Source organism: Thermoanaerobacterium butyriciformans (assembly GCF_017874545.1).
Taxonomy (GTDB): domain Bacteria; phylum Bacillota; class Thermoanaerobacteria; order Thermoanaerobacterales; family Thermoanaerobacteraceae; genus Thermoanaerobacterium; species Thermoanaerobacterium butyriciformans.
In genome coordinates this window covers 1-17508 of record NZ_JAGGLT010000017.1, presented here as the reverse complement: position 1 = coordinate 17508, position 17508 = coordinate 1, and the positions used below count along the sequence as shown (strand labels likewise).

Sequence of the window (17508 nt, the reverse complement as noted above, 5' to 3'; positions counted from 1 at the left end):
ACTGGCTTTCACCTTAACCCAGCTCTCTTTAAGAGAAATTCCTTTCTACTCTTCCCTTCATTGCCTTTTTAATATATTATTTACATCGTTACATAATAATATACTTTATCGCAAATGTATTGTCAACTAGATTTTATCCATCTTCATTCTTTCTTCCACAAATTTTACTGCATCTTCTCTACTTTCTATTTCACCGTAAAATTGATTTTTCCTCAATTCGTACAGTATCTGATTTAAAAGCTTATAATCTTTAAGATCGAAATTGACTATTATATCAAGCGGCGTAAGAAGTGGTGTCTTAGTCCTTTCAAAGTCCATGTACCTTCTAAGCATATTCAATATAAAACTTCTATAGCAAGAAGCTTCATTTAAGCGGCTTTGTCCCTTCATTGCAGCAACAACATCAGCCTGCGACAACAGCAAACAACCAATCGAATCATCTTCTAAATCAGAAAAAAATTTAAATATAGTCTTATTCGACATGCCATTTACATAAATCGAAAATGGATTTGCATGGTAGAGGACCATCTTTTTTATCAAAGACGATTCTTTTTTAGCCATTTTTAACCTTTTGGTTATCCCTGATATAATTTTTTCTCCCTTTACATCGTGATTGTAAAATTGAATATGATTATCAGCATCAATATAAATTGCATCTTTCTTGCCAATTTCGTGGAACATAGCTGCAAGCTTTAATACATCTTTTAACTTATTCCCCGAAGAAAGATCTTTATTGAGGTAAGATAAAATCACTTTTGTCATATCAGAAGGAAATCTAAGCTCCTGTATTATATTTTCATATTCCTCAATCGTTTTAAGCGAATGATGCCATGAATCCAAAACCTGATAATAGCATCCCCCTAATTCTTTCATGTTTTTTATTTCAGGAAATACTGAATCGATTAAACCCAGCTCGTCCATCATTTTTATATATTTAAATGACTCTTTTGATTTTAATATTGCATATATCTCATTCATAATTCTTTCCGATGAGATTTTACTAATCAGATTTGATTTTTCCTTTATAAGATTTTTCGTATCTTCTTCTATTGAAAATTTATACTTAGAAGCAAATCTCACTGCTCTAAGCATCCTTAAAGGATCCTCATCAAATGAATCTTTGCTTACACATCTAATCTTTTTGTTTTGAAGGTCTCGTAGCCCTCCAAATGGATCTATTATCAAATTGCTATCAAAAAAATCATTTAATCTCAGTGCCATTGCATTTATTGTAAAATCTCTATGTCTTAAATCTTCTTCTATGTATTCGCCTCTTAATTGTGTGAAATCCATCATAATTTTTTCATACACAACTTTATACGTTCCTCTTTCTTCTGCATACGGGACATAAGAACCTCCTAGCTTTTCAGACACCATCTTTGATATTGATGCAACATCGCCTATGACAGCAAAATCATAATCACTAATTTCTCTATTTGATAACCTATCTCTTATAGTTCCACCTACGACATAGACATTCTCAGCAAAATCACCAAGTATACGTTTTATCCTATTTATTAATATTGTCATATTAAAAAATCCCCTTAGCTTTATAAGATATTACCATCTCTAGTATATCAAATTTTTGAAAGTAAACAAGTTAAAAAAACAGTCTACTATAAAAAACTGATGAAAGTATAGCAACTATATCTGCTGCAATTCCTGCTATTATTGAATGCCTCATTTTTTTTACACCTACAGATCCAAAATAAACTGCCAAAACGTAAAAAGTTGTCTCCGTTGAACCATACATAACAGAAGCAAGTTTCGCTATAAAAGAATCAGGACCTTTTGACTTGATTAATTCAGTAGCTATGCCTAATGAACCACTTCCTGAAAGAGGCCTTATAAGAGCCAATGGTACAACATCTGATGGCATCCCTATTTTCGATGTAAAAGGTTCAATAAGCTTTGCAAGTGCGTCTAATGTGCCTGACGACCTTAAAACACCGACAGCCACCAGCATTGCCAGCAAGGCCGGAAATATTTTTACCATCGTATCGATTCCATCCTTTGCACCATCAACAAACACTTCATATACTTTAACATGTTTTATTAGACCATAAAATGGAATTATAAACAAAATAGACGGTATAATAAGCTCTGATATTACTTTCAGCATAAAATAATCACTCCTTAAAAAGTGATGATTTTTCCAATACCTTTACAACTATGATTCCAGCAATCAAGGCGGTAATACTAGAAAGAAGACCTACAACAACAAAGTCTGCCGGATTCTTAGCACCTAAAGATGCCCTTAAACCTATCATGACAGCAGGAAGCAGTTGAACTGATGCAGTATTTATAACAAGAAATGTACACATGGAATTTGATGCAACATCTCGATTATTTAATTCTTGAAGATACTCCATAGCCTTTATGCCAAAAGGTGTAGCTGCATTACCTAAACCCAGCATGTTGGCCGATATATTCATAATCATGGCACCAATCGCAGGATGATCTTCAGGCACTTCCGGAAAGAGTTTTATAATTGCAGGTTTCAGCAGCTTTGACAACACTTCCATAAGACCTGATTTTTCAGCAATCTGCATAATGCCAAGCCATAAAGACATTATACCTATTAATCCGATAGATATAGTAACAGCCGCCTCAGACGAATCGATAATGGCTTTCGACACCTCTCCAATTCTGCCGTTTATTATGCCTACTACTACGCCAATTCCTATCATAAAAAACCAAATATAATTTATCAATTGTATCTCCTCCATTCTATAAAAATTTATGTTAATTTTTAAAAAAAATGCCATTAAAGTATTGACTTATTTTGCAAAACTTGGTATTATTAGATATGCAAAGAATTTGTCGAATTTTGTAGCTTTAGGAGGGGAGAGTAATGTTGAAATCTACAGGAATAGTTCGAAAAGTTGATGAACTTGGAAGAGTCGTCATTCCTATCGAGCTTAGAAGGACACTGAATATAGCCGAAAGAGACGCTCTCGAAATTTATGTAGATGGTGAGCAGATTGTACTTAAAAAATATGAGCCTGCATGCATTTTTTGTGGCAATGCAGAAAACGTCGTTAATTACAAGGGTAAAAACATCTGCAAAAACTGTCTTGATGACATTAAAAAAAGCGAATAATAATAAAAAAATAATAGAAGTTTACCTTCTATTATTTTTTTATTCTATTTCATTCTTGTTGTAGGGCTCCATATGAACAATAACTTCTGTAACACCAGGTATCTCATTTTTAAGCCTTTCTTCCAACTGACTGGCTATATCGTGAGCATCAATTATGTTTTCACTGGGATCTACCATGATATGGAGATCTATATTTATATCATCTTCTCGTCCTCTACTTCTTATTTGATGACAAGACAAAACACCTTTTACACTTACAGCAATGTCATGAATTCTCTTTGAATCCACCACCACTCTATCGCACAAGATGTCAGAACTGTGCTTTATTATTTCTATACCGGCTTTTATAATGGAGATTGATATAACTACAGACATGATAGGATCGATGTAAGGTGTGATTCCAAATTTTAATGCAATAAGCGTTATAAGCACAGACACAGATACATATATATCACTTTTAGTGTGAAGCGAATCTGACACGAGTATATCACTTTTTAGCTTAACACCTTGCCTGTACTCGTAAGTAAAAACAAATATATTTACCAAAAGTGTTGCAATCATTATTATGAAGCTATCTAAAGTAATCTTTGGAATAACAGGATTTAAAAATCGGCTGTACGCTTCTTTTAGTATGTTGTAGCTGACCACAAACAGCATTACAGATATAAAAATGGACGAAAATGTCTCAAACTTTTTATGCCCATAGGGGTGCTCTTCATCTTCTGGTTTTGATGCAAGGTAAATACCTACAAGCCCTACTATATTGCCTGAGCTGTCTGATAGAGAATGATATCCGTCAGCCACCATACTAGCACTTTTAATGTACATGCCGTATAAAAGTTTAGCTAAAGCCACCACTACATTTAATGCCAAAATAAGTATTAAAACTTGTTTAACTTTTTTAAATGAATCCATCATAAAACCACCTTTTTATATCAATTGATAATATTTAATATAATATATATTATATGCTTAAACTTAAAAATATGCAACATAATTAGAATTTTTTATTTTTGAAATTATTGATTATCATTATCAATTGATACTGAGAAACAGAATCGAATCATCTGTCTTCCTTTAATGTAAGTTTATAAATTTCACTCTTTGGTATTTTTAATTGCTTTGCCGTCAATTTAATCGCTTCTTTTTTGTCCATACCACACTGAAGGTATTTTTGCAGAAGCTCATTAGGTTCCAGCGAAATCTCATCTTTCGCACCTTCAATTAGAACTACCAATTCTCCTTTTACCCCTTCACCAATTTTACATAAAACTTCCTCTACAGTTCCTCTTAAATACTCCTCGTGCACTTTTGTAAGCTCTCTAGCTATTACTATCTTTCTACCATCTATGTACGATTTAATTTCTTTTAATGTAGAAATTATTCTATGGGGTGCTTCATAAATAATAACTGTTTTCTTTTCTCTTGATATTTCCTTCATAGCATTTTCTCTATCACTTTTCTTTGTAGGCAAAAAGCCTAAAAAGACAAATTTCTTAGTGTCAAGTCCAGAACCTACAAGTGCTGTCGTTATAGCCGTTGCACCCGGAAGCGATATTACGTTTATTTTTTCATTTATGCAAAGCTTCACAAGGTCTTCCCCAGGATCAGATATGCCAGGTGTACCTGCATCGGTAACCAGTGCTACGTTTTTTCCTGCCTTTAACTCATCAACAAGTTTTAATCCACTTGAAACCTTATTATGTTCATGATAACTTACAACTGTTTTTTTTATATCATAGTGATTTAAAAGTTTCATAGTTTGCCTTGTATCCTCTGCAGCAATAATATCTACTTCCTTAAGTATCCTTAAAACCCTTAATGTTATATCTTCGAGATTCCCTATTGGAGTAGGACATAAAAATAGATTTCCAGACATTTTATTCCTCCTCTATTGTAGTTTTACCATATATGCTTAAAAGCTCGTCAGTGTATTTTCCTTCCCTATTGTAAATATACAAAGGTTTCATTATGACAACACCACTTTTGGCACCTTTTTTAGCTTCAACCAATACTAAATTTGGTTTTTCTTCAACATATGGATGTACAAATCTAATTTTTTTAGGCTCAAGATTGCAAATCCTTAAATTATAAACAATATCCACAAGTCTATCCACCCGATGCACCATAAAAAACTTTCCACCGAATTTCAAAAGCTTAGATGCTACCTTGACAAAATCCTGCAATCCGCCATTTATCTCGTATCTTGAGATATTTTCACTTTCATTGCTTTTATCAAATCCCGTCTTATGTGGCATATAAGGTGGATTTGTTGTTACTATATCATATTTTTCAATGCCTAACTTATCCACAATATTCCGTATATCATCATTTATTATTTCTATTCTGTCTGTAAAATTATTAATTTCAACGTTTCTCAATGCAATGTTTGCAACATCACCTTGTATTTCAACACCTGTAATATGTGTATCCCTGGACTTTCCAGCAATTAAGATAGGTATAATTCCAGTACCACAACCTAAATCGATAATTTTATCTCCTCTTTTAGTGTATACAAAATTTGAAAGCAATACTGCATCCATTCCAAATTTAAATTTATCCTCGTGCTGAATAATTTTAAGTCCATTTAAATTTAAATCATCAATTCTTTCACCATTCTTTAGCATATTCCCACCTCATTACAAATAATTTTACCATATTGATAAATTAATATAAATTGTATTGAAAAATGGATATAAGCAAAGTATACTATATAAAGAGTTTATACATAGGGAGGAATGTGCTGGTGACGCACCCATTGTTAGTACCTCACGTATCATCAGAAATAGGAAATTTAAAAGCAGTTATTTTGCACAGGCCCGGAAAAGAATTAGAAAGGCTTACTCCGCAAAATCTATCAGAACTGCTTTTTGATGATATTCCATGGGTTAGAAAGATACAAGAAGAACATGATGAGTTTGCAAAAGTATTAAGAGATAATGGTATAACTGTGTTTTATATAAAAGATCTCTTAAAAGATATATTAAAAGATGAGAATATAAAAGAGGAATTTATTGTTGATCTTCTAAAGATAAATGGCATCACATATCTTGAGTCAAAAAATTATTTAAAAGATTACCTTATGGATATGAGCTATGACGATATTTCAGAAATAGCCATTAGCGGCCTTGAAAAGGGAGATATTGATAGTGTCATGCCAATGGGACTGGCAGAATTCATCTATGAAGATCACTATTTTTATATTAAACCTCTCCCAAACATGTATTTTACAAGAGATCCGGGTGCAATGATAGATGGAGGCCTCATGATAAGCTCTATGAAAACAGCTGCAAGAAGACCGGAGACTCTTATATTAAAATATATATACAAAAATCACGATATATTTAAGAGAAACAATATTCCATGTTGGTACGACAACACGTATTTTCATTCTCTAGAAGGTGGAGATGTGCTGATATTAAGTGATAAAGTAATTGCAATAGGTTGCGGTGAGAGGACAACACCACAGGCTATAGAGCAACTAGCACGCAATCTTTTTGAAGGTGGATCAACTGTTGAACATATTCTTGTGGTGCAAATACCTATAAACAGGTCTTATATGCACCTCGATACAGTATTTACGATGGTAGACAAAGAAAGATTCGTATTTTATCCCGGAATAAAAAAGGATTTAAGGGTATTCAGTATAATAAAAGAGGATAAGGGTTTTTCAATAAAAAAGGAAAAAGATCTTCAGGATGCATTAAAATCAGCACTTAATCTAAGCAATATAGAGATAATACCAACAGGCGGTCTAAATGCAATAACATCAGCAAGGGAGCAATGGAGCGACAGTACAAATACGCTTGCTATAGCACCTGGCAAAGTCGTAACATATACTCGAAATGAATCATCTAATAAAATAATGGAGAAAGAAGGCATTGAAGTCATCGGAATAGAAGGATCGGAACTATCAAGAGGTAGAGGCGGTCCAAGATGTATGAGTATGCCGCTAATAAGAGATTAGGGGGGCTTAACCCTCTTTTTAATAATTTCTTAATATTTGTATTGTATAATAAATAAAAATACTATAGAGGGTGTGTTTTATTTGAAAAGGGTTATTATTGCTTTATTGCTCTTATTAATGTCTTTTACTTTAATGCCTCAAAGAGATTATGCAGCTACAAACAGTGATAAAAAAGTTGTACTTGTCATAATCGACAGAGTAAGCCTTAACGATTATATAAAGTACGATGCAAAAAATATTCAAAAACTAATCAATAATGGCACAGTTGGACTTATGAATGTAAGAAATGCTGACGGTTATGTTGACGCATCTGGATATTTAACATTCGGAACTGGAACCAGAGCCAGTGCTCATGGTATAAGTTCTATAAATTTAAATGTAAATGAAAATTATACTTTTGGAAGCGCAGGCGATTTATACAAGCTAAATACAGGAAATGATTACGGCAATAATAATATTGTAAATATAGGCATATCAAATCTTATTAGCAGCAGCGAAAGTGCCGATTATAAAATAACGCCTGGCCTTTTGGGTCAATTATTAAAGGACAACAATATACCTACATATGTATTTGGAAATTCTGACATTGCATCAGACAATTCCATTACGTATAGAAGGTACGGTACTCTCATCGCAATGGATGAAAAAGGTACAGCTTTTGGTGACGTCAGTGAAAACATATTAAAGTATGACAAAAACAGTCCATATTTTATGAGGACTGATTACAACAAAATTCTCGATTATTTTAAAAAGTATGAAAAAAATGGAGGATTTTTTGTAATAGACACAGGCGATACTTCAAGAGTCGACAGTTATTCATCTAATGTTTCAAGTGATATTTCATCCAAATATGAAAAATACGCCATCAGCAATGCAGATAACTTTATAGGTAAATTATTAGAAAACATAGATACTTCAAAAGATTTGCTTATAGTTGCAACACCATGCCCTTCCAAAAGCGATATATCCTCCAACAATCTATTGGCACCTATAATCATCTATGGTCCTGGATATAATGGCCTTACAACATCTTTGACCACAAAAAGGGATGGCATAATAACAAATATAGATTTAGCACCAACGATTCTCAGCTATTTTAATATTAAAGCACCTGTTGAAATGCTAGGTCATCCAATAACAAATATAAAAGCTCAAGACAAAGTAAACTATCTGGAAAATTTAAACAGTAAAGTCGTGTCTATTTACACAGCACGGCCTATCGTCTTAAAAAGTTATGTAATTTTTCTCATTATAATTTTAATACTTTATCTGATTACATTATTTTTAAAGATTGGATATTTAAAGTACTTAAAACCAGTAGTACTAGGTGTAATGATTGTTCCTTTGTCTCTCTTGATTTTATCGCTTTTTAGCCCTTTGTCTATTTATTCCAGTATTATTGTTTTAATACTAATAACAACACTTTTACTGTTTCTTATTAAATTGATTGCAAAAGATGAATTCAATATGCTGATAGTCATAAGCCTTTTGACTGCCATAATTATTACAGCAGATATTTTTACAGGTGCACACCTTATGAAGGGCTCTATATTAGGATATGACGTTATTGCAGGTGCAAGATTTTACGGTATAGGGAATGAATACATGGGCGTATTAATAGGATCCACCATAATGGGTGTTATGACATTTATTCAAAAATACGACAACAGAGCTAATAAATTATTAGGTGTTTTGTTTTTCGCCTTAGTATTTATGTTAATGGTACTCCCACAGTACGGAGCAAAGATAGGCGGTTTTATAACAGGTTTTATGGCTTTCGGTGTAACACTTTTACTTATGTCAGAGATTAAAATCAATTTTAAAAATCTATTGTTATTGTTTCTTATTATGATTGTACTTTTGACCCTTATGTTCATAGCCTCTATGTCTATGGGTACTATCACGCACATGGCACAAACTGCATTAATTGTAAAAAATGAAGGAATAACAGCACTGTACAAGATATTCGCCCGCAAATTAAATATGGAACTGACATTAATAAGATATACCATATGGTCTTGGGTTTTAATCATAACAATAATAAGCTTGTTTATCCTGTCATATAAGCCTACAGGAATACTTAAGAGCATATTTAAGAAAAATAAATACATCTACTACGGTTTTTTCGGCAGTATTGTAGGAATGCTTTTCGCTTTAGCATTTAATGATGCTGGTATAGTAGCCGCATCTACAATGTGCATATATGCATTTCCTCCTATATTGATAATGTTAGAAAGAGAAATAAAACAAAATGAAATTTAGGAGATGATAAAGTGATATTGACATCTTTAATTATACTTCTCATATCAATTGTGGCTGGAGTCTTTGGATCCCTTCTTGGATTAGGCGGCGGCATAATAGTAATACCAATGCTTACGCTGCTTTTAGGAGTAAATATAAAATACGCAATAGGTGCCAGTATCGTATCCGTCATTGCGACATCCAGTGGTGCTGCTGTAACGTACGTAAGAGATAAAATAACCAATCTGAGAATAGGTATGTTTTTAGAGATAGCTACTACAACAGGAGCTTTGACAGGTGCTTTTATTGCTGGGTTGATAAGTTCAAAATACCTTTATATTATCTTCGGCCTTCTTCTTCTATATTCTGCATTTACAATGTTAAAAAAGCGAAATGAAGAGCTCCCTGAAGGAGTAGTCTCCCAGCCCATCGCAAAAAAGTTAAAGCTTGAAGGTTCTTACTACGACAAAGTTCTTAAAAAGGAAATAAAGTACAACGTCACCGGTGTAAACAAAGGGTTTGGCATGATGTACATAGCAGGTGTAATATCTGGGTTATTAGGCATAGGAAGCGGCATCTTTAAAGTAATGGCAATGGATCTATTTATGAGACTTCCCATGAAGGTATCAACTGCCACCAGCAATTTTATGATTGGCGTTACTGCCGCTGCCAGTGCTGGAGTATACCTTGTAAGAGGCAACATAGATCCAAAAATTGCAGGTCCTGTTGCACTAGGTGTGTTAATAGGAGCAACATTGGGAACGAAAATCATGACAAATATGAAAAGCACAACCATAAGAAAGATATTTATACCTGTTTTAGCCTATGTTTCCATCGAAATGCTTCTTAAAGGATTGGGGGTATAGCTGTGGAGGACAAAAAAAATCAAAATGAAAAAATAGAAAATATGGAGATTATAATAAGCAAAACTTTAAGAGCAGGAGTTTTATTAAGTGCGCTAATCATTCTCATAGGTTTAATTCTATTTTTTGCAACAAAAAGTAGTGGTTATCCAGCAAACACATATCCTACATCTGTAGTAGCAATAATTAAAGGGTTAATATCTCTAAAGCCTTACGCCATAATCATGACAGGGCTTTTGGTGCTTATACTGACTCCCGTATTTCGAGTCGGTGTGTCGATCATCACATTTTTTCAAGAAAAAGACTACATGTATGTATATATAACATCAGCAGTCTTCATCATTTTAATATTTAGCTTTCTGTTGGGTAAAGTTGAATAAAAAAAGAGAGGTTGACTCTCTTTTTTTATCCGATGAAATCATCGCCTAATATTTCATTGTAAATCTCAGAAATTTCATCTTTTTTATTTTCTTTACTGTCTTCTATCACAATCACATCTTCAGGATCGTATTCTTTTGTTATCTCTATACCTTCTGCATTTTTCATCTTGACTTTAAGCTTTTTTCTTACAACATCGACTTCCGTTATCCTCATTTCTTTGTCGTCGACTTTTATAAGGCTTCCTACAGAAGGCAGTTCAGATCTCACTTCCTCATAAGTATCCTGTTCATATTTTAAACAGCACATTAATCTACCACATAAACCTGATATTTTCGTAGGATTTAATGACAGGTTTTGGTCTTTTGCCATTTTAATCGAAACAGGCTCAAAATCGCCTAAAAAAGTTACACAGCAAAGAGGTCTACCACAAGGTCCAAGGCCACCCACAATCTTGGATTCATCTCTTACACCTATTTGCCTAAGCTCAATTCTCGTCTTAAAGACCGCAGCAAGATCTTTTACAAGGTCTCTAAAATCTATCCTTCCATCAGCAGTAAAATAAAATATTATTTTGTTGTTGTCAAATGTGTATTCAACATCGATTAATTTCATATCCAGATTGTGCTCTTTTATCATGTCCATGCAGACACCAAAAGCCTCTGCTTCACAAGCTTTATTCTCCTTATAGTGTTCTAAATCTTCGTCAGTTGCAATTCTCAGTACCATTTTCAACGGAGCTATTATTTCGTCATCATCAACCTCTCGTTTTCCTACGACAACTTCTCCAAATTCTATTCCTCTGGCTGTCTCAACAATAACATTATCTCCAACATTTACAGGCAAATCGCCTGGATCAAAATAATATATTTTACCGGCTTTTTTAAACCGAATTCCTACAACTGTATACAAAATTAAAACCTCCTAAATATTTAAGAGAAATTTTTCAATAGCTAATTGATAATTTACATTTGACTTAAGATTAAAAGCAAGCTCTTCTATCTCATTAATTATATTATTTAGCTTAAATCCTGTCAAATTGGTTGACAACATTCTTAATTTATCAGACATATCTTTGTTTATAATGCATTCTTCGCTGCCCAATAATTTGAATATCATCAAATCCCTCAAATAGGAAAACATTATATCAATTATATCATCTATCATTTCTCTGTTCTCATCAAAAAATTTAAAACTTTCAAGTCTCAATGCCTTGTCTTGGTTAATCACATTGTATAAAATATCTCCCAATTCCGACCTTACTTTAGAATAACCTTCATCAATCAACAGATTTGCCTTTCCGTAATTGCCATTGGCAATTGAAGCTATTTTTTTAGCCATACTCCTGTCAATTTTTTTTTCATTTATAAGATAGTCTTCTATTACTTCGTCTGACTCCCTAGTAAACCTTATTATTTCACATCTTGACACAATTGTTGGTAAAAGGCCTTCCATCTTGGATGATGTTAAAATGAAAAGTCCATATTCAGGAGGTTCCTCTAGTGTTTTAAGTATACTGTTTTGAGCTTGCTCTGTCATTTTTTCAGCTTCTTTTATTATAAAAATCTTCTTATAAGAGTTGTATGGTTTCACATAAGCATTGTTTATTACGACATTTCTTAATGTCTCAACTTTTATTGAAATCCCATCAGGCTCTATAAAGAAAATATCAGGATGATTACCTGATATCATTTGAATACATGAAGGACAACTTAAACAAGGTTTAGAACCATTTTTACAGTTTATCATCATGGCAAAATATTTTGCCATAAATTCTTTTCCAAACCCACTTTCTCCAATAAAGAGATAGGCGTTTGCTATCTTTTGAGAACTCACAATTTTGTTAAATAACGCCAGAATATTTTTATGCCCATATATTTTAAACATCAAAATTCACCTACGAATATATATCTACCAATAATCCTCTAATTTCCTCAATAGCACTTAAAAGATCAATGTTCTTTTTGTTTCCCTCTATAAACTCTTTCGTCATCATTTCAAGCTTCTCATTCACTTTATCTACAATAGTATAAATCTTCTTTCGTCCATTTAAACTGATGGATTCTCTCTTATTTCTTTGGAACATGCCATTTATGGAGCTTTGCAAAAATTCTTTAACTTTTTTCTTGTAAATTAACAAATTATCCAAGTTTAAATTTTCTTTTAATTTTTCGGCAGCATCATCAATCTCATTTAACATTTTATTTATAATACTGTCTTTTACTTTACTTATTTCACTGTCAAAAACATCTTCAAACTTTAAAGCAGAAGTTCTGCTGCTTATGTCATCTTTGGTATATCCCGCCGTTATTTTGTTGGAATTTATTTCTTGTATTTTCATACAAAACACCTATATCCTAAAAAATTTTTCAACATCGATGACAAAAACCGTAGCTCCTCCAATTGAAACCTCAACAGGCTGTGGAATAAAAATATCTGTTGCACCACCCATCGGAGTCGGAGAAGTAATAATCCTGTCTCTCGTCTTACATTTTTTCTCTATTACTTCAATGGCATCATCGAGTTTTTCGTCTTCAACACCTATCATCAGTGTTGTATTGCCAGACCTTAAAAACCCCCCTGTAGAAGCAACCCTTGTAAAGCTAAAACCTTTCTCTGTCAGTCCATCCATTAGCCGCCTTACATCCTCGTCCTGTACTATAGCAAAAATAAGTTTCACTATTTTCTCCCTCCTTATATGATTTTACTTATTTCTTTAATGATGCTTTTCTGTATATAATCAATATCATAAGTGGCATCTATAACTAAATATCTATCCGGCCTTGATTTTATCAATTGTTTATATCCTTCATAAACCTTCTCATGAAATTCCAAATCTTCCATCTCAAGGCGGTCTTTGTCTTTCCTTCTATCAATTCGCTTTATAGTGTCTTTGGGCTTTATATCCAAGTATATAGTCAAATCTGGTACAAGGCCAGCTATAGCAATATTATTTATCTCCTCAACGGCTTTTACACCAATGCCCCTTGCATATCCTTGATATACAATAGAACTGTCAACAAACCTATCTAATATAACAATCTTTCCATTATTTAAAGATGGTATTATCACTTCATTTACTAATTCTGCCCTTGATGCTGCATATAAAAGAGCTTCTGCAGTAGGAACTATCTTATTTTTTTTATCAAGGAGTATATTTCTGATTTTCTCACCTACATTAGTGCCGCCAGGTTCTCTCAATACTACAATATCCCGTCCAATGCTTAAAAGATATTCTTTCAGTAGATTGATTTGTGTCGTTTTTCCGCTACCGTCGATACCTTCAAATGCGATAAGTTTTCCTTTGTACATTATTTAAACACCCGTATATTTAAATTATCAATGCCTACAATCTTTATACCTATATTATATAGTAATTTTATATATTGTACCATATCTTTTTTTATGATTTCACCCGGACATATAAGAGGCACACCTGGTGGATATGGAATAACATAGTCCAAAGAAACTGAATCTACTGCATCATCTATTTTTAGAAGTGTATAAGGCTTTTTAACTGCTTCTGAAGGTTTCATTTTCATCTCTGGTACATCAGGATAATAGTCAATAAGTCTAATTTCTTGATTCTTTTTGTATTTTAAAAGTCCTTCAACCGATTTTACTAATTCGTCAAACTCCTTTTCACCATCTGCAACAGTCATTATTGCCAGTATATTGTATAAATCAGACATCTCCATTTGGATATTGAAATTTTCCCGCAATATCCTTTCTGCTTCACTTCCTGATATCCCGAGACCTTTTATACTTATGGTAAGCTTTGTTGTATCATAATCATTAATTCCATACTTGCCTACAATGTCATCTCCTATACACTTTACACCTTCAATTGCATTTAATTTATTTCGAGCATCTATTGATAAATTTACGCATTCTTCTAGTCTATCTTTACCTTCTCTTTCCATAAAATCTCTAGCCAAGTCAATTGATGTCATTAAAATATATGATGGTGATGTAGATTGATAAAGGCTTAAATAAAATTTTAATCTATCAACGTCAACTCTATCTGTATTCACATGTAATATTGAACTTTGCGTAAAGGCGGGTAAAGTCTTGTGAATGCTTTCAACAACAATATCAGCACCAGCTTTAGATGCTGGCAGTGGCAATTTGTCTGAAAATGCAAAGTGGGCACCATGTGCTTCATCTACAATCAAAATCTTGTTGTACTTATGCACTAAATCAACTATTCTTTTTATATCTATGCAAAATCCATAATAATTTGGATATGTAATCAAAACCGCTTTTATGTCTTTATTACCTTTAAGAAGGCCTTCAAGTTCATCAATAGAGACTCCCATTGCTATCCCATCTTCATAATCAATCAATGGGGTTAAATATATCGGCGTAGCACCTGTAAGTATTAAACCATTGTAAACAGATTTGTGTGAATTTCTTTGAATAATCACTGCATCACCTTCGTTTAATACGGCAGACATTGCAGCATATATTCCACATGTAGTACCATTTACAAGAAAAAAAGACATCTTTGCACCAAATGCTTTAGCTGCAAGTTTTTCAGCTTCCAAAATCGGTCCTTGAGGGTCATGCAGATTATCTGTACCGGGAACTTCTGTCAAGTCTATTTTGGCAAGATTCTCTATATATTTCCGGGAAATAATTCTACCTTCTTTATGACCCGGCATATGATATGGCAAAGTGCCATCTTCTACATACTTTAACAGTGCTTCATATAATGGTGCTGACAATTTCATCACCTTTTTTCAAGTTTCATACATATATAATACCATACAATCCTAACCATTACTATAAAAAATATGAGGATATGCCAATATCAATCCTCATATTCAACATCCTTTGTATAGTTTCGCCAGATATCTATCATCTTTTTTCTGTAATATTCATATTTAATATCACCAGGTGACATATCAACAATAATCTTCTGGCAGTCATTACATAAAAATTCTCCCAATACCTCAATACCATCTGTCTTTTCATGATTGCATATAAAGCACTTTTTAGTTTTTAACATGCTTTCCATATGCTACACCATCTTTCATAATATTCTATTATAATTATTTCCATTACAACCAGTATCTATACGCTTTCTTATTAACATTATATTATTTTAAGAATAAAAAAAGGCAGGTCTCAATGCATTTTGCACCAAGCTCTGCATGTATTTTTTATAAATAATAGTGTGATAAATCCTTATGCCTAAAACACGACGTTATGTGGTCATTTACAATACCAGTCGCTTGAATATGTGAATATATTATCGTTGAGCCTACAAATTTAAAACCTCTTTTTTTAAGATCATTACTTATCTTATCAGATAATGGAGTCTTAGAAGGTATTTCTTCGATGCTTTTCCAATGATTAATGATAGGTTTCCCTTCTGTGAAGCTCCAAATATAACTATCAAAACTTCCATATTCTTTTTGAATTTTTAAAAAAGCTTTGGCATTTATAATTGATGATTCGATTTTTTTTCTGTTTCTAATGATTCCTTTATCATTTAAAAGCTCTAATATCTTTTTCTCATCAAACAAAGAAACTTTATAAGGATCAAAATCATCGTACGCTTTTCTATAATTATCTCTTTTTTTAAGTATCGTAAGCCAATTTAATCCCGCCTGGGCAGATTCCAGCACCAAAAACTCAAAGTGAATTTTATCATCATGGACAGGCACACCCCATTCTGTATCATGGTACTTTATGTATATTTCATCTTTGAGGCACCACGGACATCTTTCCATTGTATCCTCCTTACAATACGAGTGCTGCTGCACCTATAAGTCCAACATTTCCGCCAAGTTTCGCTTTAACAACATCACAAATTTCTCTGTTTGGCTTCAATGCTCTATCTTTAACTGTCTTCATCATCTTATCGTATAAAACATCCCATTGACTTGACAGTCCACCACCTATTATTATCCTCTTTGGATTATAGAAAGCCATTATATTTACAATACCTACTCCTAAATAAAATGCTTCATTTTCTATAAGTTCCAAAGCTAATTCATCACCTGATTTTGCTGCATCAAAAATATTCTCAGCCTTTAATTCATCCATTGGTATGCTTTTAAGAATGGTATTTCTTCCAGACTCTATGTACTTTTTTGCAAATTTAACTAGCGATGTACCAGAAGCATAAGACTCTAAGCATCCGGGATTGCCACAGTTGCACCATCTAGGGCCATCAAAGTTTATCGAATGGTGTCCAATCTCTGCCGCATTGGAGTTTGCACCATTATACAATTTCCCACCTATTATAGCACCACCGCCAATGCCTGTGCTTACAGTTACATAAACCATATCATCTATGCCTTGTCCTGCTCCAAATAAATGTTCAGCAAGTGCAGCAACATTTGCATCATTATTAAGCTTGATTTCTGTATTAAATTCTTCTTTTAGTATATCCACAAGAGGAATATCAATCCATCCAGGTAAATTAGGCGGACACTCCACAACACCGCTATCTGCATTTAATGGTCCAGGTGCACCTATGCCAATACCTGCAATCTGATCTATCTCCAGTTTTGTATTTTTTAATGAATCTATTATGCTCTTCTTTATATTGTTTATTACATGTTGGGGCCCTTTATCAGCTTCTGTTGGAACCTTTACATTGTACAATATGTTACCATCACTATCCATTATACCGGTATTAATCTTTGTACCGCCAAGATCAACACCACAGGCCAGTTTTTTCATAAATATCGCCTCCAAAGCAAAATTCTCAAATTTTTATTAGCTGCTTATGCTCTTCTATTTATATGTTCTTATAGCATGTCTGATTTGTCAATAGTAAATAAATATAATTCCGCATAAATTAAAAAACTCCTGGATAAGGAGTTTTACTTAGGGGGCTAATATATGAAATTTTTACCGGCAGCGACCTACTCTCCCGAGTAATCAGTACCATCGGCGCTGGAGGGCTTCACTTCCGTGTTCGGTATGGGAACGGGTTTTTA

At 33.2% G+C, this 17508-nt stretch carries 20 protein-coding genes, 1 rRNA gene and 1 other annotated feature (1 of these 22 only partly in view); of the genes, 5 read left to right on the top strand and 16 right to left on the bottom strand.

What is annotated here, in order from left to right; translation table 11 throughout:
* Positions 1 to 70, bottom strand: a binding site (T-box leader); it reaches 163 nt to the left of the window's first position.
* A 56-nt stretch (positions 71 to 126) separates the two neighbouring features.
* The 3 genes from J2Z80_RS08310 to J2Z80_RS08300 form a co-directional block, all read right to left on the bottom strand.
* Complete coding sequence (locus tag J2Z80_RS08310; RefSeq protein ID WP_209453967.1) at positions 127 to 1530, bottom strand: CCA tRNA nucleotidyltransferase; 1404 nt, start codon at positions 1528 to 1530, stop codon at positions 127 to 129.
* A gap of 70 nt (positions 1531 to 1600) precedes the next feature.
* Positions 1601 to 2122 (bottom strand): spore maturation protein, encoded by a 522-nt coding sequence (locus J2Z80_RS08305; protein WP_209453966.1) that lies wholly within the window; start codon positions 2120 to 2122, stop codon positions 1601 to 1603.
* Positions 2123 to 2129: 7 nt separating this feature from the next.
* Positions 2130 to 2714, bottom strand: coding sequence for a nucleoside recognition domain-containing protein (locus J2Z80_RS08300; RefSeq protein ID WP_209453965.1), 585 nt, complete (start codon positions 2712 to 2714; stop codon positions 2130 to 2132).
* A gap of 140 nt (positions 2715 to 2854) precedes the next feature.
* On the opposite strand from J2Z80_RS08300, the gene J2Z80_RS08295 reads away from it, so the two are divergent.
* Entirely contained in the window at positions 2855 to 3103 is a 249-nt protein-coding gene (locus tag J2Z80_RS08295) for an AbrB/MazE/SpoVT family DNA-binding domain-containing protein (RefSeq protein ID WP_013296657.1), read from the top strand.
* A gap of 39 nt (positions 3104 to 3142) precedes the next feature.
* Here the strand turns inward: J2Z80_RS08295 and J2Z80_RS08290 are convergent, their stop codons facing one another.
* The 3 genes from J2Z80_RS08290 to J2Z80_RS08280 all read right to left on the bottom strand — a co-directional run bounded on the left by J2Z80_RS08290 (position 3143) and on the right by J2Z80_RS08280 (position 5730).
* Positions 3143 to 4018, bottom strand: a complete 876-nt coding sequence (locus J2Z80_RS08290; protein WP_209453964.1) for a cation diffusion facilitator family transporter — start codon at positions 4016 to 4018, stop codon at positions 3143 to 3145.
* A gap of 148 nt (positions 4019 to 4166) precedes the next feature.
* On the bottom strand, positions 4167 to 4982 hold the full coding sequence (gene rsmI, locus J2Z80_RS08285; RefSeq protein ID WP_209453963.1) for a 16S rRNA (cytidine(1402)-2'-O)-methyltransferase: 816 nt from the start codon (positions 4980 to 4982) through the stop codon (positions 4167 to 4169).
* 1 nt (position 4983) lies between these two features.
* A complete protein-coding gene (locus J2Z80_RS08280) occupies positions 4984 to 5730 on the bottom strand; it encodes a tRNA1(Val) (adenine(37)-N6)-methyltransferase (protein ID WP_209453962.1) in 747 nt (248 codons plus the stop codon).
* Between the two features lie 119 nt (positions 5731 to 5849).
* On the opposite strand from J2Z80_RS08280, the gene J2Z80_RS08275 reads away from it, so the two are divergent.
* The 4 genes from J2Z80_RS08275 (at position 5850) to J2Z80_RS08260 (ending at position 10554) form a co-directional block, all read left to right on the top strand.
* Positions 5850 to 7070, top strand: a complete 1221-nt coding sequence (locus J2Z80_RS08275; protein ID WP_209453961.1) for an arginine deiminase — start codon at positions 5850 to 5852, stop codon at positions 7068 to 7070.
* Between the two features lie 117 nt (positions 7071 to 7187).
* Positions 7188 to 9332 (top strand): hypothetical protein, encoded by a 2145-nt coding sequence (locus tag J2Z80_RS08270; protein ID WP_245301219.1) that lies wholly within the window; start codon positions 7188 to 7190, stop codon positions 9330 to 9332.
* 11 nt (positions 9333 to 9343) lie between these two features.
* Positions 9344 to 10177, top strand: a complete 834-nt coding sequence (locus tag J2Z80_RS08265; protein WP_209453959.1) for a sulfite exporter TauE/SafE family protein — start codon at positions 9344 to 9346, stop codon at positions 10175 to 10177.
* 2 nt (positions 10178 to 10179) lie between these two features.
* Positions 10180 to 10554: a DUF1634 domain-containing protein gene (locus tag J2Z80_RS08260; RefSeq protein ID WP_209453958.1), complete on the top strand. Its 375-nt coding sequence runs from the start codon at positions 10180 to 10182 to the stop codon at positions 10552 to 10554.
* A 25-nt stretch (positions 10555 to 10579) separates the two neighbouring features.
* On the opposite strand, the gene J2Z80_RS08255 is transcribed toward J2Z80_RS08260, so the two are convergent.
* From J2Z80_RS08255 to rrf, 10 genes are all read right to left on the bottom strand, one after another.
* Positions 10580 to 11464, bottom strand: coding sequence for a PSP1 domain-containing protein (locus J2Z80_RS08255; protein ID WP_209453957.1), 885 nt, complete (start codon positions 11462 to 11464; stop codon positions 10580 to 10582).
* A 12-nt stretch (positions 11465 to 11476) separates the two neighbouring features.
* Positions 11477 to 12439, bottom strand: a complete 963-nt coding sequence (gene holB, locus J2Z80_RS08250) for a DNA polymerase III subunit delta' (protein ID WP_209453956.1) — start codon at positions 12437 to 12439, stop codon at positions 11477 to 11479.
* Positions 12440 to 12449: 10 nt separating this feature from the next.
* The gene (locus J2Z80_RS08245) at positions 12450 to 12893 is read right to left on the bottom strand and encodes a YaaR family protein (RefSeq protein ID WP_209453955.1); all 444 of its coding nucleotides are present in this window, start codon (positions 12891 to 12893) and stop codon (positions 12450 to 12452) included.
* A 9-nt stretch (positions 12894 to 12902) separates the two neighbouring features.
* A complete protein-coding gene (darA, locus tag J2Z80_RS08240; protein WP_209453954.1) occupies positions 12903 to 13232 on the bottom strand; it encodes a cyclic di-AMP receptor DarA in 330 nt (109 codons plus the stop codon).
* 14 nt (positions 13233 to 13246) lie between these two features.
* Positions 13247 to 13864: a dTMP kinase gene (gene tmk / locus J2Z80_RS08235; protein WP_209453953.1), complete on the bottom strand. Its 618-nt coding sequence runs from the start codon at positions 13862 to 13864 to the stop codon at positions 13247 to 13249.
* Positions 13864 to 15285, bottom strand: coding sequence for an aminotransferase class I/II-fold pyridoxal phosphate-dependent enzyme (locus J2Z80_RS08230; RefSeq protein WP_209453952.1), 1422 nt, complete (start codon positions 15283 to 15285; stop codon positions 13864 to 13866). The genes tmk and J2Z80_RS08230 overlap by 1 nt, the downstream gene beginning before the upstream one ends.
* Before the next feature lie 80 nt (positions 15286 to 15365).
* On the bottom strand, positions 15366 to 15572 hold the full coding sequence (locus J2Z80_RS08225; RefSeq protein ID WP_209453951.1) for a sigma factor G inhibitor Gin: 207 nt from the start codon (positions 15570 to 15572) through the stop codon (positions 15366 to 15368).
* A gap of 145 nt (positions 15573 to 15717) precedes the next feature.
* Complete coding sequence (locus J2Z80_RS08220; protein WP_209453950.1) at positions 15718 to 16290, bottom strand: DNA-3-methyladenine glycosylase I; 573 nt, start codon at positions 16288 to 16290, stop codon at positions 15718 to 15720.
* Between the two features lie 10 nt (positions 16291 to 16300).
* A complete protein-coding gene (locus J2Z80_RS08215) occupies positions 16301 to 17248 on the bottom strand; it encodes an ROK family protein (RefSeq protein ID WP_209453949.1) in 948 nt (315 codons plus the stop codon).
* Between the two features lie 172 nt (positions 17249 to 17420).
* A 5S ribosomal RNA gene (rrf, locus tag J2Z80_RS08210) occupies positions 17421 to 17508 on the bottom strand; the annotation flags it as partial.